This window comes from Zongyangia hominis (assembly GCF_014385095.1).
GTDB classification, from domain to species: domain Bacteria; phylum Bacillota; class Clostridia; order Oscillospirales; family Ruminococcaceae; genus Zongyangia; species Zongyangia hominis.
Window position 1 is genome coordinate 156882 of sequence record NZ_JACRTC010000003.1, and the last position, 24955, is coordinate 181836.

Annotated in this window: 24 protein-coding genes; 16 read left to right on the forward strand and 8 right to left on the reverse strand. The window is 57.4% G+C overall.

Annotated features, from left to right (window positions below):
* Positions 1–171: 171 nt before the first annotated feature.
* Positions 172–1788, forward strand: coding sequence for a hypothetical protein (locus H8709_RS06100; protein ID WP_262397488.1), 1617 nt, complete (start codon positions 172–174; stop codon positions 1786–1788).
* Between the two features lie 77 nt (positions 1789–1865).
* Here H8709_RS06100 and H8709_RS06105 read toward each other — a convergent pair whose 3' ends face one another.
* Positions 1866–2147 carry a sporulation transcriptional regulator SpoIIID gene (locus H8709_RS06105; protein ID WP_262397489.1) on the reverse strand — a complete coding sequence of 94 codons (282 nt, stop codon included), beginning with the start codon at positions 2145–2147 and terminating at the stop codon, positions 1866–1868.
* 196 nt (positions 2148–2343) lie between these two features.
* On the opposite strand from H8709_RS06105, the gene H8709_RS06110 reads away from it, so the two are divergent.
* Genes H8709_RS06110 through H8709_RS06120 form a run of 3 tightly spaced genes read left to right on the forward strand, consistent with a single transcriptional unit; the run spans position 2344 to position 4506 of the window.
* Positions 2344–3258, forward strand: a complete 915-nt coding sequence (locus H8709_RS06110; RefSeq protein WP_262397490.1) for a M28 family metallopeptidase — start codon at positions 2344–2346, stop codon at positions 3256–3258.
* Between the two features lie 49 nt (positions 3259–3307).
* Positions 3308–4228, forward strand: coding sequence for a thioredoxin-disulfide reductase (gene trxB / locus H8709_RS06115; RefSeq protein ID WP_262397491.1), 921 nt, complete (start codon positions 3308–3310; stop codon positions 4226–4228).
* A 26-nt stretch (positions 4229–4254) separates the two neighbouring features.
* Positions 4255–4506 carry a TfoX/Sxy family protein gene (locus tag H8709_RS06120; RefSeq protein WP_262397492.1) on the forward strand — a complete coding sequence of 84 codons (252 nt, stop codon included), beginning with the start codon at positions 4255–4257 and terminating at the stop codon, positions 4504–4506.
* Between the two features lie 148 nt (positions 4507–4654).
* On the opposite strand, the gene H8709_RS06125 is transcribed toward H8709_RS06120, so the two are convergent.
* The gene (locus tag H8709_RS06125; RefSeq protein ID WP_262397493.1) at positions 4655–6421 is read right to left on the reverse strand and encodes an L-fucose isomerase; all 1767 of its coding nucleotides are present in this window, start codon (positions 6419–6421) and stop codon (positions 4655–4657) included.
* Between the two features lie 579 nt (positions 6422–7000).
* Complete coding sequence (locus H8709_RS06130) at positions 7001–7687, reverse strand: hypothetical protein (RefSeq protein ID WP_262397494.1); 687 nt, start codon at positions 7685–7687, stop codon at positions 7001–7003.
* A gap of 316 nt (positions 7688–8003) precedes the next feature.
* Between H8709_RS06130 and H8709_RS06135 the strand changes: the two genes are divergently transcribed.
* The 8 genes from H8709_RS06135 to H8709_RS06170 all read left to right on the forward strand — a co-directional run bounded on the left by H8709_RS06135 (position 8004) and on the right by H8709_RS06170 (position 16901).
* Complete coding sequence (locus H8709_RS06135) at positions 8004–8984, forward strand: carbohydrate kinase family protein (RefSeq protein WP_262397495.1); 981 nt, start codon at positions 8004–8006, stop codon at positions 8982–8984.
* 114 nt (positions 8985–9098) lie between these two features.
* Positions 9099–10070, forward strand: coding sequence for a carbohydrate kinase family protein (locus H8709_RS06140; RefSeq protein WP_262397496.1), 972 nt, complete (start codon positions 9099–9101; stop codon positions 10068–10070).
* A 332-nt stretch (positions 10071–10402) separates the two neighbouring features.
* A complete protein-coding gene (locus tag H8709_RS06145) occupies positions 10403–11380 on the forward strand; it encodes a carbohydrate kinase family protein (protein WP_262397497.1) in 978 nt (325 codons plus the stop codon).
* A 28-nt stretch (positions 11381–11408) separates the two neighbouring features.
* Positions 11409–12383, forward strand: a complete 975-nt coding sequence (locus H8709_RS06150) for a carbohydrate kinase family protein (RefSeq protein WP_262397498.1) — start codon at positions 11409–11411, stop codon at positions 12381–12383.
* Positions 12384–12406: 23 nt separating this feature from the next.
* Positions 12407–13390, forward strand: coding sequence for a carbohydrate kinase family protein (locus H8709_RS06155; RefSeq protein ID WP_262397499.1), 984 nt, complete (start codon positions 12407–12409; stop codon positions 13388–13390).
* Between the two features lie 13 nt (positions 13391–13403).
* Complete coding sequence (locus H8709_RS06160) at positions 13404–14387, forward strand: carbohydrate kinase family protein (RefSeq protein WP_262397500.1); 984 nt, start codon at positions 13404–13406, stop codon at positions 14385–14387.
* 363 nt (positions 14388–14750) lie between these two features.
* A complete protein-coding gene (gene wecB, locus H8709_RS06165) occupies positions 14751–15830 on the forward strand; it encodes a non-hydrolyzing UDP-N-acetylglucosamine 2-epimerase (RefSeq protein ID WP_262397501.1) in 1080 nt (359 codons plus the stop codon).
* A gap of 15 nt (positions 15831–15845) precedes the next feature.
* Positions 15846–16901: a glycosyltransferase gene (locus tag H8709_RS06170; RefSeq protein ID WP_262397502.1), complete on the forward strand. Its 1056-nt coding sequence runs from the start codon at positions 15846–15848 to the stop codon at positions 16899–16901.
* Positions 16902–17267: 366 nt separating this feature from the next.
* On the opposite strand, the gene H8709_RS06175 is transcribed toward H8709_RS06170, so the two are convergent.
* Entirely contained in the window at positions 17268–17909 is a 642-nt protein-coding gene (locus H8709_RS06175) for a DUF7577 domain-containing protein (protein WP_262397503.1), read from the reverse strand.
* Between the two features lie 81 nt (positions 17910–17990).
* A complete protein-coding gene (locus H8709_RS06180) occupies positions 17991–18764 on the reverse strand; it encodes a hypothetical protein (RefSeq protein ID WP_262397504.1) in 774 nt (257 codons plus the stop codon).
* A 254-nt stretch (positions 18765–19018) separates the two neighbouring features.
* Here H8709_RS06180 and H8709_RS06185 point away from each other — a divergent pair, with 254 nt between their 5' ends.
* Positions 19019–20182: an iron-containing alcohol dehydrogenase gene (locus H8709_RS06185; protein ID WP_262397505.1), complete on the forward strand. Its 1164-nt coding sequence runs from the start codon at positions 19019–19021 to the stop codon at positions 20180–20182.
* A gap of 120 nt (positions 20183–20302) precedes the next feature.
* Positions 20303–20635 (forward strand): CGGC domain-containing protein, encoded by a 333-nt coding sequence (locus tag H8709_RS06190; protein WP_262397506.1) that lies wholly within the window; start codon positions 20303–20305, stop codon positions 20633–20635.
* 136 nt (positions 20636–20771) lie between these two features.
* Here H8709_RS06190 and H8709_RS06195 read toward each other — a convergent pair whose 3' ends face one another.
* Together H8709_RS06195 and H8709_RS06200 are read right to left on the reverse strand one after the other, a co-directional pair.
* Complete coding sequence (locus H8709_RS06195; protein ID WP_262397507.1) at positions 20772–21344, reverse strand: class I SAM-dependent methyltransferase; 573 nt, start codon at positions 21342–21344, stop codon at positions 20772–20774.
* The gene (locus H8709_RS06200; RefSeq protein ID WP_262397508.1) at positions 21334–21855 is read right to left on the reverse strand and encodes an ECF transporter S component; all 522 of its coding nucleotides are present in this window, start codon (positions 21853–21855) and stop codon (positions 21334–21336) included. Before H8709_RS06200 ends, H8709_RS06195 begins: the two co-directional genes overlap by 11 nt.
* A 148-nt stretch (positions 21856–22003) precedes the next feature.
* Here H8709_RS06200 and rbr point away from each other — a divergent pair, with 148 nt between their 5' ends.
* Positions 22004–22546: a rubrerythrin gene (gene rbr, locus H8709_RS06205; RefSeq protein ID WP_262397509.1), complete on the forward strand. Its 543-nt coding sequence runs from the start codon at positions 22004–22006 to the stop codon at positions 22544–22546.
* A gap of 316 nt (positions 22547–22862) precedes the next feature.
* Here the strand turns inward: rbr and ychF are convergent, their stop codons facing one another.
* Positions 22863–23957 carry a redox-regulated ATPase YchF gene (gene ychF / locus H8709_RS06210; protein ID WP_262397510.1) on the reverse strand — a complete coding sequence of 365 codons (1095 nt, stop codon included), beginning with the start codon at positions 23955–23957 and terminating at the stop codon, positions 22863–22865.
* A gap of 258 nt (positions 23958–24215) precedes the next feature.
* Here ychF and H8709_RS06215 point away from each other — a divergent pair, with 258 nt between their 5' ends.
* Positions 24216–24908 (forward strand): response regulator transcription factor, encoded by a 693-nt coding sequence (locus H8709_RS06215; RefSeq protein ID WP_262397511.1) that lies wholly within the window; start codon positions 24216–24218, stop codon positions 24906–24908.
* Positions 24909–24955 lie beyond the last annotated feature (47 nt).

Here is a 24955-nt window from a genome sequence, read left to right on the forward strand (position 1 = left end):
AACAGCTGTGTGAGCAGCTGTTCCTTTTTGTGTGCCATATTCAGGAAAATGTCGGCATGACATTGCATGTAACTTCCAAATTTATTTCCTCTTTTTAATCATTTTGCGAATGGAAATATTTTGTCGAAAGTTGTATATTGAAGGCAATAACTTTCGTAGGAGGGGAAATATATGAAAAAAATAATCGCCCTATTGCTGGCGGTCATGATGATGCTGGGCGCGCTGCCCATGGCGTCCGCCATCCAGACAGAGCCCCAGACGAGGGATTTGGTCATCGATACCAATCCGCTGCCCGACGGCACATCTGGAAGCGGCCTTGTGGACACGAAAGCACCGGAGCTCGTGGACATCACAGTGGACACGCCGACGGTGACAATACCCGGAACGGTGAAAGTCACGGTGAAAACGGACAAAGACATGTCTGGGCTGTATTTTATTACAGCTGTTTTCAAAAACAATGAAGGGTACACACTAAATATACAGGGGGGCGCAGGAGAAAATCAAAGTGGTACAGTTTCGAGAGATATAGATGAATGGTTCCAACATCCAGGGGAGTATACATTAGATAGTGTTATTGTGTTGGATAAGGCATACAATGAAACGACTTATGTGAAAGAGCTGGACAAATATGGGAAAGAACAGGGCTACAAAGAACTGCCTGATAAGTACAAAGACGTTTCCTTCACCATTGTAAACGATCAGCCCTTGGACACGAAGGCACCGGAGCTCGTGGACATCACAGTGGAGACACCGGAAGTGACGGTGCCGGGAACGGTGAAAGTAACAGTGACGACGGACGAGGATATGTCTGGGCTGTATTTTATTACAGCTGTTTTCAAAAACAATGAAGGGTACACACTAAATATACAGGGGGGCGCAGGAGAAAATCAAAGTGGTACAGTTTCGAGAGATATAGATGAATGGTTCCGACATCCAGGGGAGTATACATTAGATAGTGTTATTGTGTTGGATAAGGCATACAATGAAACGACTTATGTGAAAGAGCTGGACAAATATGGGAAAGAGCATGGCTATAAAGAGCTGCCAGCCAAATTCAAAGACGTTTCCTTCACCATCCGCAACAGCGGCTTCTCCTATGATCTGAACACCTCCACCACCAACCCCAATTTGGCGGAGGACATTGCGGCGCTGGACAACGACGCCATCGTGGGCATCACCTACGGCGGTGACACCACCCTGCCCAAAGAGGTCATCGAGGCCATCCAGGGCACCGACAAGACCCTCATCCTGGAGGAGTCCGGCATCCAGTGGATTGTCAACGGCAAGGATATAGACAATATAGACGAGATTAAGGACCTGAACCTGCATGTGGACATTGATCAAAATGCGCAGGTGCAGGGGCACCCCGCCGCCGTTCTCACCTTCGGCGACAACGGCAAGCTGCCCGGTGACTTCCTTATTCGCGTAAAAGCGGACTATGCCTTCCGCCAGTATATCGGCATGAAAGAGCTGTACGTCTACTACTTGGACAATGAAACCGGTGAATATGTGGAAGTCAAGGCCAACGTGACCTTGACGGCGGACAACTATGTGGAATTTACCATCGACCACAACAGCACCTTTGTCATCACGGCCGGCAAGCTGGGCGGACCCATTCCGCCAAAGCCTCCCGTGGTTCCCGACCGTCCCAGCATTGGCGGCGGTTCGAGCAGTACGGGAAATGGCTCTTCTCTCAGCGGCCTCTTAAGTGGCACGAAAGAAAACCCCAACACCGGCGGCGACGTGCTGGCGGCTCTCGCTTGGGCGGCATCCCTTTTTAAAAGCTAAAGATCGATAAACAACAAAAAGCGCCCGGCTTTAACCGGGCGCTTTTTTTATAGAGAGCATCACTTCATACCGTCGCATCATTTCGCGGCGGTCTTCTCACGGCCTGCATTTTTACATAAGAGGTATTTGCGGCGGGTGGCCATGCCACCCCGGATATGGCGCTCCTGCTTGTTGACGTCCAGGACCTTTTTGACCTGGACATAGAGCTGAGGATTGAGCTTTTTTAAACGTTCCGACACATCTTTATGTACGGTACTTTTCGATATATGGAAAACAGTGGCCGCTTTTCTCACCGTCGCATTGTTTTCGATAATATATGCCGCAAGCGAAACCGCCCGTTCTTCAGGTAATCCCTTCAAAACATTTCCCTCCCTTTACGAAACGATATCTTGTGACATATATATGCAGCGGCGAGAGCGGCTTATGCGTAGATGATCTCGAAAGAAAGGGGAGTTTTTCCGGGATGGGAACTCGACAATTTACAGATGTCGGGGTTCGTGCTACAATCAGGGAAGAAAGTGGAAAAACAAAGGAACGTACAACGACGGAGGGACTATGAAAGAGGGACTGGCAAAAACGATCGGCAGCACCTATGGCGTCCGCAACAGCCGCCGGCAGAAGGATACCTTTTTAAAGTGGGCGCAGCAGATGCTGGCCCAAGAGGGAATTGCCACGACTATCAGTGTGGACCCCTGCTTGGTCCGCAACCGCAATCTGGTCATCGGAGACTTGAGCCAAGCCAAGACGGTGGTGACCGCTCACTACGACACGCCCAAGACGATTTTCTTCCCCATCGCCATCTACCTGGATAGCTTTTGGCTTTCCCTCCTCGCCCAGGTGTGGGCGGTTCTCCTGCTCATCGTGGTGATCATGGTTCTGCCCGCCTTCCTGGGCGTCCCCTTTTGGGCGCGGTACGCCGTCTTTCTTCTTACCCTGGCGCTGTTCTTTTTTGTGTTTAATAACCGCAAGAATCTCAATGACAATTCCTCCGGAGTGGCCGGTGTGCTGGAATGCGCGTTGCGCTGCCACAAGGAGCGGCGAAATGATGTGGCCTTTGTCCTCTTTGACAACGAGGAGTGGGGGCTTTTGGGGTCCGCCGGGTTTGCAAAAAAATACAGGGAAGAGATGCGGGGGAAGCTGGTCGTCAATCTCGACTGCATCGGCGCGGGGGATGAAATTGTGCTGGTGAGCAAGAAAGAGGCGCTGGAAGACGCCAAGGAGCTGGCGGCTTCGGCGATGAGGGAATACACTGGGAAGACGGTGACGGCCCAGCTTTCTGGGAACATGCTGGCCATGTCTGACCACGCCAATTTTCCGCGCAGCATGATGGTGTCCGCTTTCCACCGGGACCGGCTGGGCCGCAAGCTCTGCCGCATCCACAGCTGGCGGGACACGGTGCTGGAAGAAAAAAACATGGATTTGGTTTGTGATTTGATCACGGAGTATCTGCGGAAGAAAAGTATACAATAGTAGTAACGATTTCTGAAGCAGAAAAATTGGAAGAGAGCAGGTGGTTTATATGACAGACATCTTGATTATCGGCGCGGGGACGGCGGGTCTTTCCGCCGCCATTTATGGCATCCGCAGCGGACTGAGCGTCCTGGTCATCGAGCAGATGATCTACGGCGGCCAGATCGCCAACACGCCCGACGTGGAAAATTATCCGGGTATCGCGTCCATCTCCGGCTTTGAGTTCGCGCAGAACATCTATAACCAGGCGGTGGCGCTGGGCGCTGAGGTGGTCTATGAGACCCCTGTCCAGGTGGAGCTTAACGGGGATATCAAGCGGGTGATCACCGACCAGAACACCTACGAGGGGCGCTGCGTCATCATCGCCAACGGCGTGGAGCGCCGGAAGCTGGGCTGTGAGGGGGAGGAGCGGCTGAGCGGCCGGGGCGTCTCCTACTGCGCCACCTGCGACGGGGCGTTTTACAAGGGCAAGGACGTGTGCATTGTGGGCGGCGGCAATACCGCCTTGGAGGACGCGCTCTATCTGTCCAATAACTGTAAAAAGGTCCACCTCATCCACCGCCGGGACGCCTTCCGGGCCTCTAAAATCATCGTGGATTCTGTGCTTTCGAGGGACAATATCGAAATTCATTACGACAGCGTTGTGGATAAGATCGAGGGAAAAGACGTGGTGGAATCGGTGGTGCTCTCCAACAAGAAGACGGGAGAACGCACCGAGATTCCCTGCCAGGGGGTGTTTATCGCCGTGGGATTGGTGGCCAAGAACCATCTCTTTGCCGGGGTGGTGGAAACCGACGAGGGCGGCTACATCAAAGCGGGGGAGGATTGCCACACCAACCTGCCCGGCGTCTTCGCCGCGGGGGACACCCGCACCAAATCGGTCCGCCAGCTGGTCACGGCGGCGGCCGACGGCGCGGTGGCGGCGATGGAGGCCGCCAACTACGTCGGGGAAGTGCCGGCGCTCCATTAAAAGCGTCGGGGAGAAAGGAGCACAAAATGGCGTCACTGAAAGAATTGCCCAATATCGGCCCGGTGCTGGAAGAAAAGCTGCGGGAGGTGGGCATCGACACCCCGAAGGCCCTGCGGGAAACGGGGAGCCGGGAGGCGTTTGTGCGCATCCGCCTCAAAGATCCCACCGCCTGTCTGCATATGCTTTCCGCTTTGGAGGGCGCGGTGCGAGGCATCCCCAAAAAGGAACTGCCCCAGGACGTGAGGCAGGAGCTCAAAACGTTTTTTAATAGTCTCTGATCTATCCAAATGGGGGAGCAGAGCCCAATCCCTCCCCATATGGTGGGGAAATATAACTAAAACTGCGCCTGGAACGCATGGCTCCAGGCGCAGTTTTGTATAAAAAAGCGGGACCCGGTGATCGGGTCCCGCTTTGGTTTATATGTTTTTATTTGTAGAGGGGGCCGTAGGTGCCGCAGGCGCGGTAATCGGCGCTCTCCAGGTCCTTGGTGCCGAAAGCGCTCCAGGCGTGGGGCCGGAAGATCTTTTCCCGTGGGACGTTGTGCAGCGCCACCGGGATGCGGAGCATGGAGGCTAAGGTGATCAGGTCCGCACCCACATGGCCGTAGGTCAGGGAGCCGTGGTTGGCGCCCCAGTTGGCCATGACCGAGTAGACGTCGGTAAACGCGCCCTCCCAGGTGATGCGGGGGGCAAACCAGGTGGTGGGCCAGGTGGGATCGGTGCGCTCATCCAGAGTGTGGTGCACTTCGTCGGGCAAAGTGACGGTATAGCCCTCGGCGATTTGCAGGACCGGGCCCAGCCCATCCACGAGATTGAGCCGCATCATGGTCACCGGCATTTCAGCGTCCGTCTTAAAGTGGGAGGAGAAGCCGCCGCCGCGGAAGTAGCCGAGGCTGGCCGGGCACCAATCGGTGGCTTCCATGCAGGCGTCGGCATCTGTTTGGGTCATGTCCCACCAGGGCTTCATGACCGCGTTGCCCTCGGCGTCCTTGGACTTGCCGGTGGCATCCAGGGCCGCGGCGCCGGAATTGATCAGATGGATAAAGCCGTTTTCCGCTTTCCCCTCCGGCTTCCAACCGGTGACGCGCTCCACCGCGTCGGGGCTCCAATAGGTGCGCACGTCGGCGAAGATGGAGGCGCAGCCGGTGAGCAGGTGGCCGAAGAGCATGGAGGTGGCGTTGAGGGTATCGTTTTCGGTGGCGAAGATGGTGGGCTGTTTTGGCCCGTTCCAGTCAAAGGTGGTGTTGAGGATGGCCTCGGTGAAGTCGCCGTTGGGCTGCCAGTCGGACCACATCCGCTGGCCCTGGAAGCCGCCCAGCAATCCGTTGCGGCCCAGGCTCTCCTCGTACCAACCCATGTCGTAAAGCTTCGGGTTGCCCTGGAAGATATCCCGGCAGATGAGGGTCATCTTGACGACGAACTCCCACTCCGCGTCCTTTTGCTCCCTGGAGTGCTGGACGTCGGGGGCGTTGTTGTCCCGGCCCTCCTTACAGTTTGCCTTGACCCACGCCAAAGCCTTTTCAAATTCGTCGTGGTCGTAAATCTCATATTTGACGCGGCGAGAGACCTCGCTCATATCCACCCATTCGGGGCGGATGCCCAAATACTTCTGGAAGAAGGCCGGGTCGCAGAACGCGCCCATGATGCCCATGGAGACCGAGCCCAAATTGATGTAGGACTTGCCTCGCATCTGGCCTACCGCCACAGCGCCCTTGGCGAAGCGGATGATCTTTTCTTTCACGTCTTCGGGGATGGTGTTGTCGGTGACGTCCTGCACGTCGTGGCCGTAGATGGAGAAGGCGGGAAGGCCACGCTGATTGTGGGCGGCCATGACGCATGCCAGATACACCGCGCCCGGGCGCTCGGTGCCGTTAAAGCCCCAGACGGCCTTGATGGTCATGGGGTCGGTGTCCATGGTTTCGGAGCCGTAGCACCAGCAAGGGGTGACGGACAGGGTGGCACAGACGTTGTTCACCGCGAACTTCTCCGCGCACAGGGCGGCCTCCTTGCAGCCGCCGATGGTGGTGTCGGCAATGATACATTCCACCGGGGAGCCGTCGGCATAGCGGCAGTTTTCGCTGATGAGGGTGGCCGCCGCCTGGGCCATCGCCATTGTCTTCTCTTCCAGGGATTCCCGGATGCCCAGCCGTCTGCCGTCGATGATGGGCCGGATGCCGATTTTCGGATTTGCCATAATGAAGATCCCCTTTCCATGGTGTAAAGATGGTGTGTTGATGTCTAAGGCGCTCTAAAACGCACCGGTTTGTGTTACTGCAGTATGGTTTTTGGCCTGTGTCCGGTCAGAAAAACACCGGACAGGCAGGTATCACCTTCATTATAATGGAAAAAGAGAAAGGCCACAATCTGAAAACTGTGAAATTTATTGCCCATTTTCTTGTGAGATTCTAACAAATAGAAAGAAAAAATCTCAGGAAAAATGGGAGAAAACTTCTAAAAAAGTGGAAGCTCGCCCGGTAAACTCCAAGTATAACCCACCGTCTCCCGCAAAAAATTGCCATTATCCCGGGAGACCGGGCGTCCCCCGAAAGACGTAGGCGCCCCAAAAAAAGCTGGCCCGTTCACTCGAAGGTGCCCACTGTTACAAAGGGGCCGTTGTCCTTCCAGGGGGCCGTCGTTCACTCAAAGGCCCGCTGTTACACAGGAGACTCCAGGGGCCACCGCCCTGAGAAGGACCCGCCGCCCCGAGCGGGGCGGGCCATGGAGCAAAAAAAGGGCCTCCGGAATTCCGGAGGCCCTTTGGCTTTCTGGGAGTTTAGGCGGCAGTGGGGAACATGATGTCGCTTTGCAGCACGTCCAAAGAGGGAAGATCGGGATAGAATTGCCGCAGCTGGGACGCGCAGTCGGTGAGAATGTTGTAAGCCTCCTCGTACCGCGCTTCATAGTCCCCCGTGATGTCCGCGGGCTCCAGCGCCAGCTTTTGCAGCACTTGGGCTTGGGCGTGCATCTTCCGCAGCAGGTCGTGGGTTCCCTGCTGGTCCTTGGCGGGCTTGGGCAGGGAGGAGAAGGCAGTGTCGGCCGCGTCGAAGGATTTCTTGATCTGCTGGGGATACCCTTGTTCCTTCGCCTCCTTTTGGAGGGCTTTGACAATCTCGTCGGGGTTGAGCCCTTCCTCTTCGGCCAGATCGCCGGTCTGGGCGTAAATTTTGCAGATGGAAGCGCTGAGAAGTCCGGAGCGGTAGATATTTTCGTAGGCGGCGGGGAGCCCATCCTCATATTTGGTGCTGCTTCCGCCGGTCTGGCCCGGGAAAAAGAGAATCAGGCAGCTGACGCCCACAAAGACGGCCACCAGCGCGATGATGACAACCACCGTCAGCATCTGCCGTCGATCGGCGGGCTTGCGGGGCGACTTGGCCCCCGGCTTTTTGGCGGGGGGCTGGGGGGCGTCGCCTTGTGCGGGCGGCGCGTCCTCATATAGGTCGGTATATTGGTTGGGGTCCATGATCTGACCTCCTTTTTCGCAGACATCGAAGCGGGATGTTTCCTATATTATAACACAGTTCCCAGTTTTTCTGTCAAAGGAACGGGAAAATACACAAAATATTCAGAATTTTCAGAGTTGTAAGAACCGATTAAGGAAAAATCTCTAATTTTGCTTGGATATGTTTGTCTAAAAAGACAAAAATCTACCGAACACATGAAAAGAAATGAACCTATATTGACAAAGAAATGCGGATATCTTATGATAAAGCTGTTCATGCAAATCTGTGTTTCACACAGATAGTTTCCGCAAAACGATAGGAAAGAAGGAAGAAAGAATGGCTTTGGATATTGTTACCATTGGTTTGGCCTGCAGCGACGTGGCCCTCAAACCCATGGTCAGAGAACTTTTTGAAAGGGATGCCATCCACTTGGATTCCATCCAGTCCCAGTCCGGCGGCGACGCGGTCAACTGCGCCATCGACTGCCAGAAAATGGGGCTCAATGCAGGCGTGGTCTGCAAGGTGGGCACCGACATGTTTGCGTCCCCGATTCTCGATAATTTAAAGGACGCGGGCGTCGACACCCAAGGGGTCATCGTGGACCCCAATGTCCGCACCTCCGTCTCCATCGTCTGCATCGAGCCCAGCGGCGAGCGCCACTTCGCGGTCACCATGGACGCCAACAACTCCCTGTGCTACGAGGACGTGGACGTGGACTTTGTCAAAAATTCCGGCGCGAAGGTCATCCAGTACGGCAGCGCCGTTTCCTGCCCCAATATGGACCTGGGCATCGGCAAGCTCTTTGCCGAGTGCCAGGAAGCCGGGATGCTGACCTCCTGCGACATGTCCTGCTGTGAGGATATGGACGAGGAACTCAAAAAGCTCGACGGCATGTTCCACCATCTGGACATCTATCTGCCCAGTATGTATGAGGTCACCGCCCTCACCGGCAAGGAGACCTGTGAGGAGATCGAAGAGTTCTTCCGCCCCTACGGCATCAAGATGATGGCCATCAAACTGGGCGGAGACGGCTGCTTTGTCACCGACTTCAAAAAACACAGATACATCCGCACCTTTGAAAACGCCCCGGTGGTGGACACCACCGGCTGCGGCGACAGCTTTTGCGCGGGCTTCCTGACCGCCATCATCAAAGGCTGGGATATTGAGGAAGCGGCGGTCTACGGCAATGCCGTGGGCTCCTGCAACTGCCAGGTCATCGGCGCCAACCTGGGCGTGCGTTCCTTTGAGGACACCATGGCCTTTATTAAAGAGAACATCGAGTATGTCCCCGAGGACCTGCGGGCCAGATTCCAGTAGAAAGCAGGGCGCAGGGGGCGCTGGATGTCCTCTGTTACCCAACACATAACCGACCGCAGAATACCCTGGCTATGCCGGGGTGTTCTGCGGTCAGACTGAGAAAGGGAAGGACTTATGGATATTGTAACGGTAGGCAACGCGGTATGCGACATGGCGCTCAAGCCAGTGACCAAGGATTTTATGCAGCGCGATTCCATCCGCATCAAAAGTGTGCAGAACACCTCCGGCGGCGACGCGCTCAACTGCGCCATCGATTGCTCCAAGCTGGGGCTGGATGTGGGCATCTGCGGCATGATCGGCCAGGATATGTTCGGTGGCGTGGTCAAGGATAACGCTGTGAAAAACGGCGTGGATGTCAGCCATCTGGTGGAATCCCCCGACTACATGACCAACATCTCCTTTGTCTGCATCGAGGAGGACGGCGACCGCCACTTTCTCGTTACCATTGGCGCCAACGATGAATTTGCCTACGAGCACATCGATATGGACTATGTCAAACAGGCCAAGATCGTCCAGATCGGCTCTGCCAACGGCATCCCCAAACTCGACGGCCCGGGTCTGGCCCGGCTGTTTAAAGAGTGCAAGGAAGCGGGACTCACAACCTCCATGGACGTCACCGGCGGTCTGGACGGGCTGGTCTATCTCTCCGCCATCGAGGAAGCGCTGCCCTACACCGACATCTTCCTGCCCTCCTTCTACGAGACCACCCAGCTCACCGGCAAGAACACCTGTGAGGAAATCGAGGAGTTCTTCCGTCCCTACGGCATCAAAGTCCTGGCGATTAAATTGGGCGGCGACGGCGTCTACGTCACCGATTTTACCAATAGAAGATACATCGGCACCTTCAAAGACGCGCCGGTGCTCGACACCACCGGCTGCGGCGACAGCTTCTGCGCGGGCTTTTTGACCGGTATCGTCAAAGGCTGGGACATCCAGGAATGCGCCGTCTTCGGCAACGCCGTGGGCTCCTGCAACTGCCAGGTCATTGGCGCCACCCTGGGCGTGCGCAACTTCGACGAGACCATGGCTTTCATCCGGGAAAACATCCAGTTTGTTCCCGAGGACCTGCGGGCCCGGTTTTTGTAAGAGAGAAAAAAGAGGAATGTGAAAACATTCCTCTTTTCTTTTGCGCTTTTTTTGGAGAGGTACTTGTTCCTTGGAGAAAAATGATAGTGATTTTTCGGTGGATTTCACAAAAATGTGCAAAGGGAGGACGAAGAATCAAACCGATATTGACAAAAAATCCAGATTGTCCTATCATATAACTTGTATTTTGGTGTTTTATTGTCCTGCGATAAAACACCTTTTTCTCACGGCTGGCGGGAACGGGACGCCTGGGGCTATCGCCGTCCTTTGGAGGACGCCGGGTCTGGGGACCGTCTGTCACCGCTCTTAATTTATAAAAAAGGATGGAAACTATGGATATTGTCACCATTGGAAGCGCCGTCAACGATATGGTGCTCAAACCGGTACCCAATACCCTGCTCAACCAGGACGCAGGCGTGCGGATCCCCGAGATCGTCTCCACCACCGGCGGGGACGCCCTCAACACGGCGCTCGACTGCGTGAAGCTGGGCATGAGCGCGGGACTCATCGCCAAGGTGGGCGACGACCACTACGCCCATGTCATCCATGAGCACTTGGAGCAGCGGGGGGTGGACCACAGCCAGGTCATGACCGACCCAAATGCGGAGACCAGCCTCTCCTTTGTCTGCCTGGAGCCGTCGGGGGAAAAGCACGTGGTGCACACCTGCGGGGCCAACGACGAGCTCTCCTATGAGGATGTGGACTTTGACTATGTGGCAAAGGCCAAATTCATCCAGTACGGCAGCGCCAACGTCCACAAAAAGCTGGACGGCGAGGGCATCACCAAGGTCTTTAAACGGGCCAAGGAGCTGGGGCTGACCACCTCCATGGACGTCAACTGCAACCTGCCGCCGGAGGAGTGCTTTGCGAACATCAAGGATGTGCTGCACTATACCGACATCTTCTTCCCCAGCGACTACGAGGCGGAAATCATCACAAACGGGCTGAAAACCTGCGAGGAATTTGAGGAGTTTTTCCGTCCCTTTGGGCTCAAAATCCTGGTGGTTAAGCTGGGCGCCAAGGGCGTCTTTGTCACCGACTTTACCACCCGGCGCTACCTATCCACCTTCCAGGTGGAGAAGGTGGTGGACGTCACCGGCTGCGGCGACGCCTTCGTGGCCGCCTTCCTCACCGGCCTGTCCAAGGGCTGGAGCATGGAGGAAGCGGCGGTGCTCGGCAACGCCGTGGGCTCCATGAACTGCCAGGCCATCGGCGCCAACATGGGCGTCGCCTCCTTCGAGGAGACCATGGCCTATATCAAAGACCGGATCGACGAGGTGCCCGAGGATCTGCGGGCCCGGTTCCAGTAAAAGAAAATCTACATAAAGGATGAAGGATATGGATATTGTTACAGTGGGCCATGCGGTCGCCGATATTGTGCTCAAACCGATTCCCGACGATTTTTTCCAGATTGACGCGGTCAACATCCCGTCCATCGCCACCGTGACCGGCGGCGACGCCCTCAATACCGCCATCGACTGCGCCCGGCTGGGGATGCAGGTGGGCTATGTGGCCAAGACCGGCACCGACGCCAACGGCGACTTTGTCAGACGGGAGGTGGCCAAGGAAGGCGTGGACATCAGCCGGGTCGTCACCACCGATAAGGCGGGGACCGCCTGCTCCGTCCACTTCCTCAAGGAGGACGGCGAGCGCCACACGGTGGTGCTCACCGGCGCCAACGCGGAGCTCAACTACGAGGACCTGGACCTCGACTATTTTAAACAGGCCAAAGTGGTCCAATACGGCAGCGCCAACGGCTTGGAAAAGCTGGACGGGGACGGCATCACCCGTCTGTTTAAAGCGTGCAAGGAGGCCGGGTGCATCACTTCCATGGACGTCACCTGCGATCTGCCCCCCGAGGTGTGCTACAACAATGTAAAGGACGTGCTGCACTACACCGATATCTTCTTCCCCAGCGATTACGAGGCGGAAATCCTCACCGGGGGACTGACCAAGTGCGAGGATATCGAGGAGTTCTTCCGCCCCTTCGGCATTAAAATCCTGGTGATCAAGCTGGGGGCCAGAGGCGTCTATGTCACCGATTTTACAAAGAGAAGATATATTTCCACCTTTAACGTCCCCAAAGTGGTGGATGTCACCGGCTGCGGCGACTCCTTTGTGGCCGCCTTCCTCACCGGCATCGTCAAGGGCTGGAGCATGGAGGAATGCGCGGTGCTCGGCAACGCCGTAGGCTCCATGAACTGCCAGGTGCTGGGGGCCAATCTGGGCGTGCGCACCTTCGACGAGACCATGGACTATATCAGAGAGCGGATTGACGAGGTACCGGAGGACCTGCGGGCCCGGTTCCAATAATATAAAACAAGGGAGGCAATCAGATGGATATTATCGCTGTGGGCAGCGCTATGCAGGACTTGGCTTTGACCCCCATCGCCAAGGACATTTTTGACGGGGAGTTTCACAATTACAAGTTCTGGGAAGTCTCCAGCGGCGGGGACGCCATGAACGTGGCGGCCGCCTGTGCCCGCATCGGGGTGGATGTGGGTTGTGTGTGCAAGGTGGGCGACGACCTGTTTGGCCGCAGCATCCGCCAGATCGGCGAAGAGGACCATGTGGATATGAGCGGCACGGTGGTGTCGCCCAAAGGGAGAAGTACGCTGTCGGTCCACTTGCTCGACGGCAAGGGCGGACGGCATAGCGCCTTCAATCTGGACCCGGATGTCCTGCTCACCGAGGAGGACTTGGACTACGAGTATCTAAAGAGCGCGAAGATCGTCCACTACGGCAGTATCCATCTCTGCCCGGCCTTGGACGGCCGGGGCGTGGCCACCATGTTTGAAAAGCTTCACAAATTGGGGGTGGAAACCTCCATCGACGTCTCCGGCACCATGGACCTGATGGGGGGCACCGAGACGGGCTATGAAAAGATCAAAGACGCCCTCACCCACACCGATTACTTCCTCCCCAGCTGGGACGAGGCCACCGACATCAGCGGCAAGGATTCCTGCGAGGAAATCGTGGAATTTTTCCGCCCCTACGGCATGAAGATGATGCTCATCAAAATGGGCCCCCAGGGCGTGTTTGTCAGCGACTTTGAGAAAAGCCGCATGATTCCCACTTTCCCGGTGGAGCTTGCCATCGACACCATCGGCTGCGGGGACAGCTTCTGCGCGGGCTTCTTGTCGGGCATCTCCTGGGGCTGGAGTATCTGGGAAGCGGCGGTGTTCGGCAACGCCGTGGGCTCCATGAACTGCCAGGTGGTGGGCGCCACCCGGGGCGTCAGACCCAAAGCGGAGGTATTAGCCTATATTCAAAAACACATCGACGCTGTGCCTGAGGATCTGCGGGCCCGGTTTACCTAGAGGAAGGAGCAACATGATGCCTGATATATTAGCTATCGGCATGGGCATGGTGGATATCGCCATCAAGCCCATCCCCGCCAACATGTTCGACTACGACGTCTATCTCTTCGACTCCGCCACCACCACCACCGGCGGCGACGCGCTCAACTGCGCCATCGACTGTTCCAAGCTGGGGGTGGACACCGGCTGCATCTTTAAAACCGGCAAGGACATCTACGGGCGGCTCGTGCGGGAGACCAGCGAGAAATACGGCATCGACATCAGCCGTGCCAAAGAGGATCCCGAGATGCCCACCACCATGGCGGTATTGTGCATCGAAAACAGCGGTGAGCGCAGTGGCTGCGCCCACACCCGCGGGGTCAACAAGAACTTTACCATCGACGACATCGATCTCGATTATGTCAAGCAGGCGAAAATCGTCCACTACGGCAGCGCGGGACTCGCCCCCAAGCTGGACGGCGAGGGCATCGGCCAGGTGTTCAAAGCCTGCAAGGAGGCGGGAGTCGTCACCGCCATGGACGTCTGCGTCCTTAACCACGACGACGTGGCGCTCGATTACGTCAAATACGCCCTGCCCTACACCGATTACTTCCTCCCCAGCGACAACGAGGCGGCGGAAATTTCGGGCAAGCAGACTTGTGAGGAATTCGAGGCGTTTTATAAGCCCTTCGGCATCAAAAACCTGATTGTCAAGCTGGGAGCAAAAGGCGTCTTTGTCACCGACTTTAAAGAGCGGCGCACCATCCCCACCTTCCATGTGGACCAGGTGCGGGACGTCACCGGCTGCGGGGACAGCTTCTGCGCGGCCTTCCTGTCGGCCATCTCCTGGGGCTGGAGCATCTGGGAGGCGGCGGTGTTCGGCAACGCCGTGGGCTCCATGAACTGCCAGGCCGTGGGGGCCACTTTGGGCGTCAAATCCAGAGAGGAAACCATGGCGTATATTAGAGCTCACATCGAGGATGTGCCCGAAGACCTGCGGGCCCGGTTTGAGGCGTAAGAATGGAAAAAGCAGCCGCTTATTGCGGCTGCTTTTTTGCGCATCTGCCCCGTTGTGGGTCCGCCTGCCAGCGGGGATGCCGGACAGTCGCGGCGGGTCATACCGTCCCAAGGCGCGCGCAGAGAATAAACCAAGGCGCTGTCTGCCCACTGCCACGCTCTTTGGCATGAAGGGGCGGGACGTCGCAGAAGGGGGACGCGCAGCCTCGAGCAACGATTTTTTTGCAGGTTCAGCGGCTTTTTGCGTTCTCTGCTGGTATTTTATTGACCTTTTGGGAAAATAGAAATATAATAACTTAGCGAATACCCCCGCGCGGCAGAACCGCCGGGGGAGAGACAGCAGGAAGAGAAAAGGAGAACTCCGATGAAAATATGTACGGTGGTGGGGGCGAGGCCCCAGTTTATCAAGGCGGCGGCATTGTCCCGGGTTTTGCGGAGGCAGCATGAGGAAGTGCTCATCCACACCGGACAGCACTACGACCACAATATGTCCGATATCTTTTTTGACGAGCTTTCCATTCCCAGACCCGACTATAACTTGGGAATCGCTGGCGGCAGCCATGGTAAGATGACGGGGGAGATGCTCATCGCCATCGAGGAGGTGCTCCAAAAGGAGCGCCCGGATATGGTGCTGGTCTTCGGGGACACCAACTCCACCCTGGCAGGTGCCTTGGCGGCGGTCAAACTCCACCTGCCCATCTGCCACGTGGAGGCCGGGGTGCGGATGGAGACGCTGCAAAACCCGGAGGAAGTCAACCGGGTGCTCACCGACCGCATCTCCGCCCTGCTTTTATGCTGCACCGAAACCGCCATCGGCAATCTGCGGGCCGAGGGCATCACGCGGGGGGTCTACAACACCGGGGACCTGATGTACGACGCGGTCCTTTACTATGGCAAGCGTCTGACCGCCCCGCGGCCCGGCGACCTCATGGACTTTTCGGGGAAGGAAGTCGCCCTGCCCGAAAAGTATGTGCTCCTGACCTGCCACCGGGAGGAGAACACCGGCACCGACGAGCCCCTCGACCAGATTTTTTCCGCCATGGAGGCCCTTCCCGTCCCGGTGGTCTATCCGGTGCATCCCCGCAACCACGAGCGGGCCCAGCGTCTGTGCCAAGAGAAAGGCTACCGTAACATCCTGCTCACCCAGCCGGTGGGGTATCTCACCTCCCTGTATCTGGTCAGCCATGCCGATCAGGTGGTCACCGACTCGGGCGGCTTGCAGCGGGAGGCGTGGTTTTTGGGGCGGCAGTGTATCACCCTGCTGGACAACCCGCCCTGGCCCGAAACCCTGGAGGGCAATGTCAACCAGCTCTGCCGTCCTGACAAGGAGGAGATTCTCCGAAAACTCAGCGTCCGGCCCGATTTTTCCAGGCATCAAAACCAGTTCGGGGACGGCCATGCAGCGGAAAAGATCACCGAAATCCTCAGCGCCTATCAAGGCTAGAAAGGGAGCGGCATCGTGACCATTTTATATATCACTTTTATCGATTTCGGGGAGCTCAAATCCGGTTCCAGCGTCCGGCCCCAGAAGATGTTCCACGCCTTTGAGAGCTTGGGGCATGAGGTAAAGCTCCTGGAGGGCCAGCAAAACCGAAGGGCCGAGCGCCGGCAGCGGGTCGAAGAGATTCTCTCCTGGCTCGACACCCACAAGCCCGACATCTGCTATGTGGAGCCCCCGGCGGGCCCCTTCTTTAACCGCATCGACTTAAAGCTATTGCGCCGGGTCCATCGGATGGGAGTGCCCATCGCCCTCTTTTACCGGGACGCCTACTGGAAGTTTGCCAAGTGGTGGGGCGTCACCGGCCCCAAAAAGTGGGTGCTCATCCATATGCACAAACGGGACCTGCGGGCCTTTGGGAAGGATTGCGACATCCTCTATTTCCCGAGCCCCAGTATGGCCGACCTCTTTACCTTCCCCCGCCGGGAGCCCCTGCCCCCGGGCGGCGATGTCCACTGCGCCCCCCATACCGAGCTTTTTCACCGGATCGTCTATGTGGGCGGCATCTCGGAGAAGTACGGGAGCATCCCGCTGCTCGAGGCCGTGGAGCGGCTCCAGGAAAAGGGGCTGGACATCAAGCTGACCCTTGTCTGCCGGGAGGCGGAAAGGGAACATCTCGACGAGCGCTATCTCAAAATGGACTGGCTCGACGTCCGGCACGCCAGCGGGGACGAGGAGCTCGCCCCCCTCTATGCCCAGGCGGACGCGGGCATCCTGCCCATGAAGCGGGACTTTTATATGGACTTTGCCGTGCATGTGAAGATGTTTGAATATATGGGTTACGGCCTGCCCCTCATCGCCACCGACTGTGTGGAGACCAAACGCATCATCGACCGGTACGGCTGCGGCTTCACCTGCAAGGACGACGCCGCCTCTTTGGCCGACGCCATCGAGCGCTTTTATAGTTCCCCGGAGCAGATCGACGTCTACCGCCGGAATGTGGTAAAGGCGATGGAAGAAAACCGTTGGGAAAACCGGGCCCAAAAGGTGGTGGAGGATCTGTCCGCCCTCTGCTGAGCAAAAGTCAACAAGGGAACAAAGCGCCAAACCGGAAGGGACTACCGGCGACCAAACCTTACCGGCCCACTGATGAAAAATGCGGGCGCGACAGCGTTCCTTTATCGGGAAAAGGGGCGTGCTCTGTCGCCGGGCTCTCCCTGCGTGTTGGGTTTCACCGGGCTGGGGTGGTCCGTGGAGAGGAAAGCGGACGGAACTAGCGTCTATCCGCTGGAGGAGGCGCCCCATCGCCGGGCTCTACCAGAGCGCTCGGCCGGGCGGAAGGTCGCCGTCTATGGACAAACCGTTAAGGAATGCACGGAAGGAAGCCGCACATCCCGTCAAATCAAAAGAAAAAGCGCCATGGATACAATCCATGGCGCTTTTTTAGATGTCTTTGGGTATTGTCACACAGTGCCCGCCCGGCAGGGGGATGGTATGCTGGACGCTGGTGGCCTCCCAGTAATCGTCGTCCCAGCCGTATTGATACTGATAATAGCTGTCCTCATAGTGGTATTCCGCCCACCGGATGATGGCAAAGAGGCCCGTGAAGAGGGACACCACCACGATCACCGCCACAATGACGATGGCCACGATGAGGCCGGTGTGCTTTTTGGGCGGCTGGTAGTTGACGGTGGGGTGGGGCGCGCCCGGCTGCTGGCCGTTGGACGCACTGTAACCCGGCTGACGGGCCGCCTGATTGGCGGCGCGGTTCTTTTGGGTGTAATAATCATATGCCGTGCCCGACACGGGACCGTAGCGGCCGGATGCGGCGTTTTGCTGGTAATTCTGCTGGTAGGCGCCTGCATAAGGACCGCCGGGCGTTTGGGGCCCTGAGCCCGATGCGGTGGAATCGCCGCTGGAATTGCTGGGCTCCTGGGAGACGGTCATGGAGTCCTGTGCTTGGGAGGGCGCCGCGGGGGTGTCGGCCCAATCGGATGTGCCGGCGTCCACGTGGAGCTTCGCCTGGCATTGGGGGCAGAAATGATACTGCTCTTCTACTTCCGTGCCGCATTGGGGGCATTTCATAGAAATCACACCTTTCTCGAAATCGGGGGCTCATGAGCGAAAATCAACATAGAATGAAGCAATTATAGCACGGCGGGGCGTTTATTTCAATTCCATCAGGTCGGTTGCCTCTTCTTTCCTCCGCTTTTGGGCGCGGAAGTAAAGGATGGAGACAATTAAGCTCCCGGCAAAGAGGAAGCCGAAGAAGCCGGCCGCCACCTGGTAGAAGGTGATGAAGCCGTTGCTTACGTCCGCCGTGGAGACGGCGGTGTCGATGGCAAGGATGCAGGCGATGTTCCCGGCGGCGTCCTGGATGGGGATGTAGGAGGTGATGGTGGAGCCCCGGTTCTCACTCTCTGAGACGGTGTTGGTGGAGGCAAGGGGCATACTCCCCTCATAGACTCGGGAAAGCAGCTTCTCAGCCTGTTTGGAGATGGCCTTGGGGTAATAGCCCCCGCCGATGGCGATGTAATCGGTGCCCGCGATGAGGCTGGGGGAGTACTGGGCGTCGAGAAGGACGTGGTAGCCGTCGGACTCCTTGTAGATCACATAGAGATATTTGTAACCATTGACCTCCCTGATTTCCCCCAGATATTCGCACAGGGAGCGGTAGGTGTCGGTGACCTGTTTTTGGGAAATGAGGGCGCGGATGTCGGAGAGGGCAAAGCGCTTGAGGCTGGCGGCGATGCCCCGGCCGGTGTCCACGCTGCTTTCCCCGAGGCTGGTGAGGTTGCTCGTGCGGATGCTGGAAGCGAGGAAGAGGCTCATGATGCCCATGACGGCGGAAACGAGCACCAAGAGCACCAAAATGACAGCCAGATTGACCCGGCGCTTATTTTTTACAGTGATAAATTCCTCTTTTTTTTGGCGGAACATGGCCCGTCCTCCCTTATTCTTGTTATTCTCATTATACGGCGAAAAATCTTCCCGTCAAGGCATTGGCGGACCCTTCCCCCAGTCCCTTGTGGAATGTGGCGGGGTCGGGGCGGACTTCTTTGGATAATGATACGAAATTGGAGCGCTCACAGGGCAAAAGGTTTACATTCGAAAGGAAAGGAATATAATGGGACTTGGAACGTGGTGGGATGGATCTTCCATCCGCCCGAGTCCGCGAGAAAGGATGATAATACATGGTCAACTTTAATTACTGTAATCCCGCGCGCATCATTTTCGGCAAGGACACCGAGCGTGAGCTCCCGGGACAGATTGAGAAATACGGCCACAAGGTGCTCCTCCACTACGGCGGCGGATCAATCAAAAAGACCGGGCTCTACGACAAAATCGTGGGCATTTTAAACGAGGCGGGCATCCCGTTTGTGGAATTGGGCGGCGTCCAGCCCAACCCCCGGCTTTCCTTAGTCTACAAAGGCATCGAGCTGTGCCGTAAGGAGGACGTGGACTTTATCCTGGCCGTGGGCGGCGGCAGCACCATCGATTCGGCCAAGGCCATCGCCATCGGCGTGCCCTACGACGGCGACGTCTGGGACTTCTTTGACAATAAGCTCGTCCCCCATGTCACGCTGCCGGTGGCGTCGGTCCTCACCATCCCGGCGGCGGGCAGCGAGTCCTCCGACGGCTCGGTCATCACCAACGACACCCTCAACCTCAAACACCCGGCCAGCAGCGAAGAGATGATCCCCAAATTTACCATCATGAACCCGGAGAACACCTTCTCCCTGCCGCCCTACCAGACCGCCTGCGGCGCCACCGATATCATGGCCCATCTGATGGAGCGCTACTTTACCACCGTCGGCCATGTGGACGTCACCGACCGGCTCATCGAGGGCACCTTCCGCACCATGCTCTACAACACCCCCAAGGTGCTCCGCAACCCCAACGACTACGACGCCCGGGCGGAAGTCATGTGGGCGGGCACCGTGGCCCACAACAACCTCTTCCAGATGGGCAGAATTCCCGACTGGGGCTCCCACAACATCGAGCATGAGCTCAGCGCCATTTATGACATCGCCCACGGCGCGGGACTGGCCATTGTCTTCCCGGCCTGGATGAAATACGTCTACAAAACCGACATCAAGCGCTTTGTCCAGTACGCCGTGCGCATGTTCGACGTGGATCTGAGCTTCGCCGACGACGAGGAGATCGCCTTGGAGGGCATCCGCCGTCTGGAGAGCTTCTCCAAATCCATCGGCATGCCCACCCGGCTTTCCGACATCGGCATCGGTGACGAGCGCATCGACGAAATGGCGGAAAAAGCGGTTATGTACGGTCCTCTGGGCAACTTTAAGCCGCTGTACAAAGAGGATGTGGCGGCCATTCTGCGCCTGGCCCTGTAAGGCGGGAAATGGCGAAGGCGGCCCATTGCCAGAACTTAAACGCGTGTCTCGCCCAAACTTTAATGCAAGTAAAAATCTCCTCTGCCAGACAGGGGGGATTTTTAGCAGAAAGGAAAGGAAATGAAGGTTGGCATTATCCGCTGCGCCCAGACCGAGGACTACTGTCCCGGCACCACCGACTTTTGCATGATCCGCGAAAGGAAGGGCGCCTTTGCGGGCATCGAGGAGGACATCGAGATCGTCGGCTTTATCGGCTGCGGCGGCTGTCCGGGGAAGAAAGCCGTCCTCCGGGCCCGGGAGCTTGTAAAGCGGGGCGCGGACACCATCGTGTTTGCTTCCTGTATCGGGAAGGGCACCCCCATCGGCTACCCCTGCCCCTTTGCTAAGAAGATGAGGGAGCTTATCGCGGGGGATTTGGGGGAACAAATCCGCATCATCGACTACACCCATTAAGGGTAAGATAAAGAGCCCGTCCTTTTGGACGGGCTCTTCTTAGCCCAGGGCAGATGGGTAATAACGGCCGCGCAGGTCATACGCGCCTTGCGCTCCCCTGGAGGCGCAAAAAAACAGCCGCTTTAAGCGGCTGTTTTTACTTTACCCCGCGCACGAGGTACATTTCTTCGTTGTCGATACGCTCCGTCACGGTGAAGAGAGGCTCCATCAGGCTTTGAAGACGGGAAGCCTCCATGAGCCCCATGGATATTTCGCTGGCGCTGCCGCCGTGGACGGCGTTGATCTGGGCCCGGGACTGGGAGTGGGCCACCACCAGCCGTCCGCCGGGGGAGAGAAGCTCCCACGCCTTTTGGATGAGCCGTTCCGGCTCGAGAAAATGGGGAAAGGCGCTATAAACGATGCACACGTCAAAAGTTTCCCCACGAAGCTCCAGCACGTCGCCGCACAGGAAGCGGACCCCTTCCGGGTGCTTCTCCCTGGCCCGGGCGATCATCTGGGGGGAGAGGTCGATGGCGGTGACGGCGGCGGGGTTCCGCTCGCGCAGGTAGGGGGCCAGCACCCCGGTGCCGCAGGCGATGTCCAACACCCGGTCGGTGGGCGCGATGGCGCAGGCGTCCAAGATGCGGTGGATTTTCTCCTGGTCGTGGGAGCACATTTGGTCCCAACGGGGGGCCAGCGCGTCGAAATAGGCCTGGATTTTATTTTCCAAGGTCGGTCAGCCCCGCTTTCTTCATGACGATCAGGATGAGGGGGACCAGGATGAGCTGGATGATGATGCCGGGCAGGGCGGTGACAAAGGCGCTGCTCAAAAAGACGTTCAGGGTGTAGCTTTTCCCGGCCAGGCCCAGCAGGACCAAGTTGGCGCAGCCGGACACGGCCCGCCCCACCAGCATGGAGAGGATGAGCGCCAGGTAGACATTGCACTTTTTGCGCAATAGTCCCGTCATGAGGCCGTAGGCCAGCAGCTCCAAAGCCATGGCCACCGCGGTGGGATACATGGGGGGCATGCCGGTAATCAGGGAGGAAATCAGCGGGACGACCAGGCCGCACAAAGCGCCGAACTGGGGGCCGCAGAGAAATCCGCACAGCAGCACGGGGATGTGCATGGGGAGAAAGATGCCGCCGGAAATCTGGAAGGTATGGAAAACCATGGGGATGAGGATGCCCAGTGCCAGCATGAGCGCGGCATAGGTCAGCCGTCGGGTGGTATTTTGTTGCATGATAAGACCTCTCCTTTTTCTCTTTCGGGGCGATGGGCTGCATAAAACACGTTCCTTTGGCAATTATAACCTGTGTAGGAAAATCCGTCAATTTTTCTGGACAAACAAAGCGCCGGACCGGGCGCGAGAGGAAAGGAAACGTGATGAAATGGAACTGAAAGACAGCAGAACTTATGCGAATCTTCTGGCGGCCTTCGCCGGGGAGTCCCAGGCCAGATGCAAGTATCAGATGTTTGGCAAAAAGGCCAAAAAGGACGGCTACGAGCAGATTGGCGCCCTGTTTGAGGAGACCTCCGGCAACGAGTACGCCCACGCCTACCAGTGGTTAAAATATATCCACGGCGGCGAGCTGCCCGACACCCAGACCAATCTGGAGGAAGCGGCCCAGGGGGAAAACTACGAGTGGACCACCATGTACAAGGAGTTTGCCGAAGTGGCCAAGGAAGAGGGCTTCACCGAAATCGCCACCAAGTTTGAGCTGGTGGCCCAGATCGAGGCCGAGCACGAAAAGCGCTACAATCAGCTCAAGCAGAACGTCCAGGACCAGAAGGTCTTCAAGAAGGACGACGGCCAAACCGTCTGGATTTGCCGTTTCTGCGGCAGGGAGCACACCGGCCCCGAGGCGCCCGCCGTCTGCCCTGTGTGCAAGCACCCCCAGAGCTACTTCCAGGTCAAAGCCACCAATTATTAAGTTGCATCCCCAAAAAGCGGTCAAAAAAGCGTGCGGAAACATCCGCACGCTTTTTTTGTGCTTTCGGTGCTATGGAAGGAAAGCCGTCCGCGCGATTACCGGAGAGAATGCCGGCCCTTGCCGGTGCGGGATACCGCGGCACCTACCGGGGCGGGTATGACGCGCTTTCGGGTACAAGCTGAAACAGTGTTGCGACACCTGCGGCATCTGCCGGTGCGGGACAACGCGCCTTGGGCTTCCGTCCGCTCCACTGCTGCGTTGCCCGTACTTAGGTTATGGATGCATCACAGCGCGGTATGGAAGCGGCAACTTGCCGTTAGACGTTGAAGCGGAAAAGGACCACGTCGCCGTCCTGCATGACGTACTCCTTGCCCTCGCTGCGCACGAGGCCCTTTTCCTTGGCCGCCGCCATGGAGCCGCAAGACACCAGGTCGTCGAAGGCCACCACCTCGGCGCGGATGAAGCCCTTTTCAAAGTCGGAGTGGATTTTGCCCGCCGCCTGGGGGGCTTTGGTGCCTTTTTCAATGGTCCAGGCACGGACCTCCGGCTTGCCGGCGGTCAGATAGGAGATGAGGCCCAAAAGGCTGTAACACTCCTGGATGAGCCGGTCGAGTCCCGACTGGGTCAGCCCCAGCTCGGAGAGGAACATGGCTTTGTCGTCGGGCTCCATGTCGGAAATTTCTTCCTCGATGCTCGCACAGATGGGAAGAACCCCCGCGCCCTCTTCCTCGGCGATCTTTTTCACCTGAGCAAAATATGCCTGCTTGTCCAGCCCCTTGACAAAGTCGTCTTCGGAGAGGTTGGCCGCGTAGATCACCGGCTTATTGGAGAGCAGGGGCACGGTGTCGATAAGCGCCCGCTCCTCCTCGTCGCAGACAAAGCCCCGGGCGGATTTTCCCTCCTCCAAATGGGCTTTGAGGCGCTGGAAGAGCTCGGCCTCTGCGGCGTATTTTTTGTCCGCCTTGGCCATCTTCAGGGCCTTATCGATGCGCCGGTCCACCAGCTCGATATCGGAGAAGATCAGTTCCAAGTTGATGGTCTCGATGTCCCGGGCCGGGCCGATCTCCCCGTCGACGTGGATGATCTCCGTGCTCTCAAAGCAGCGCACCACGTGGACGACGGCGTCCACCTCCCGGATATTGGAGAGGAATTTGTTGCCCAGCCCCTCCCCCTTGGAGGCGCCCTTCACTAGCCCCGCGATGTCCACAAACTCGATGACAGCAGGGGTATATTTATCCGGATGATACATTTCGGCCAGCACGTCCAGACGCTTGTCCGGCACAGCCACCACGCCCACGTTGGGTTCAATGGTGCAAAAGGGATAGTTGGCGGATTCCGCACCGGCGTTGGTGATGGCGTTAAACAGGGTGCTCTTTCCCACGTTGGGAAGGCCGACGATACCTAGCTTCATAAGTGATACTCCATTCTCTGTGATAGATTGCGCAGATAGCTTCAGACGCCCGAAAAGCGGGCGTCTGCTCAAAACATTACCATTATACCCATATTTTCCGCGGCGGGCAAGGGGCTGTTCATCCGAAATCGGGGATTCTTTAAAAAATTATTCACTATTCAGGGGCTTTTTATTGTATAATAGGAATATCGGTTGATTGGAGAGCCAAGGAGTATCAAAAACCATGAATCATAACGAAACGATACGGGGGTTACAACCATGTCCATGGGCAAAGTGTTAGTATGCGATGACGATAAAAATATCAGCGAGCTGCTCAGACTCTATCTGGAAAAAGAAGGATACGAGGTGGCAATCGCGGGCGACGGCACCCAGGCCATCGCCAAATTTAACGCCGAGAGCCCGGATATGGTGCTCTTGGACATCATGATGCCGGGTTTGGACGGCTGGCAGGTCTGCCGGGAGATCCGGAAGAAATCTAGCTGCCCCATCATCATGATCACGGCCAAGGGCGAAACCTTCGACAAGGTGCTGGGCCTGGAGCTGGGCGCCGACGACTATGTGGTCAAGCCCTTCGACAATAAGGAGATCATCGCCCGGATCAAAGCGGTCATGCGCCGCACCGGGAAAAACGCCGCCGAGGGCGACGTCAAGGAGGTCCGCTACGACAAGCTCATCGTCAACATGACCAAATATGAACTCAAGGTGGACGGCAAGACGGTGGACACCCCGCCCAAGGAATTGGAGCTTCTCTACCACCTTGCCAGCAACCCCAACCGGGTCTATACCCGGGACCAGCTCCTCGACGAGGTGTGGGGATTTGAGTATTACGGCGATTCCAGAACGGTGGACGTGCACATCAAACGTCTGCGGGAAAAGCTGGAAAGGGTCTCCGACCAGTGGTCTCTCAAGACCGTCTGGGGCGTGGGCTACAAGTTTGAAGTAAAAGAATAAAGCGGACAGGCTGTACCGAATTCTGGTGCAGCCCTTCGTCTGTGAGG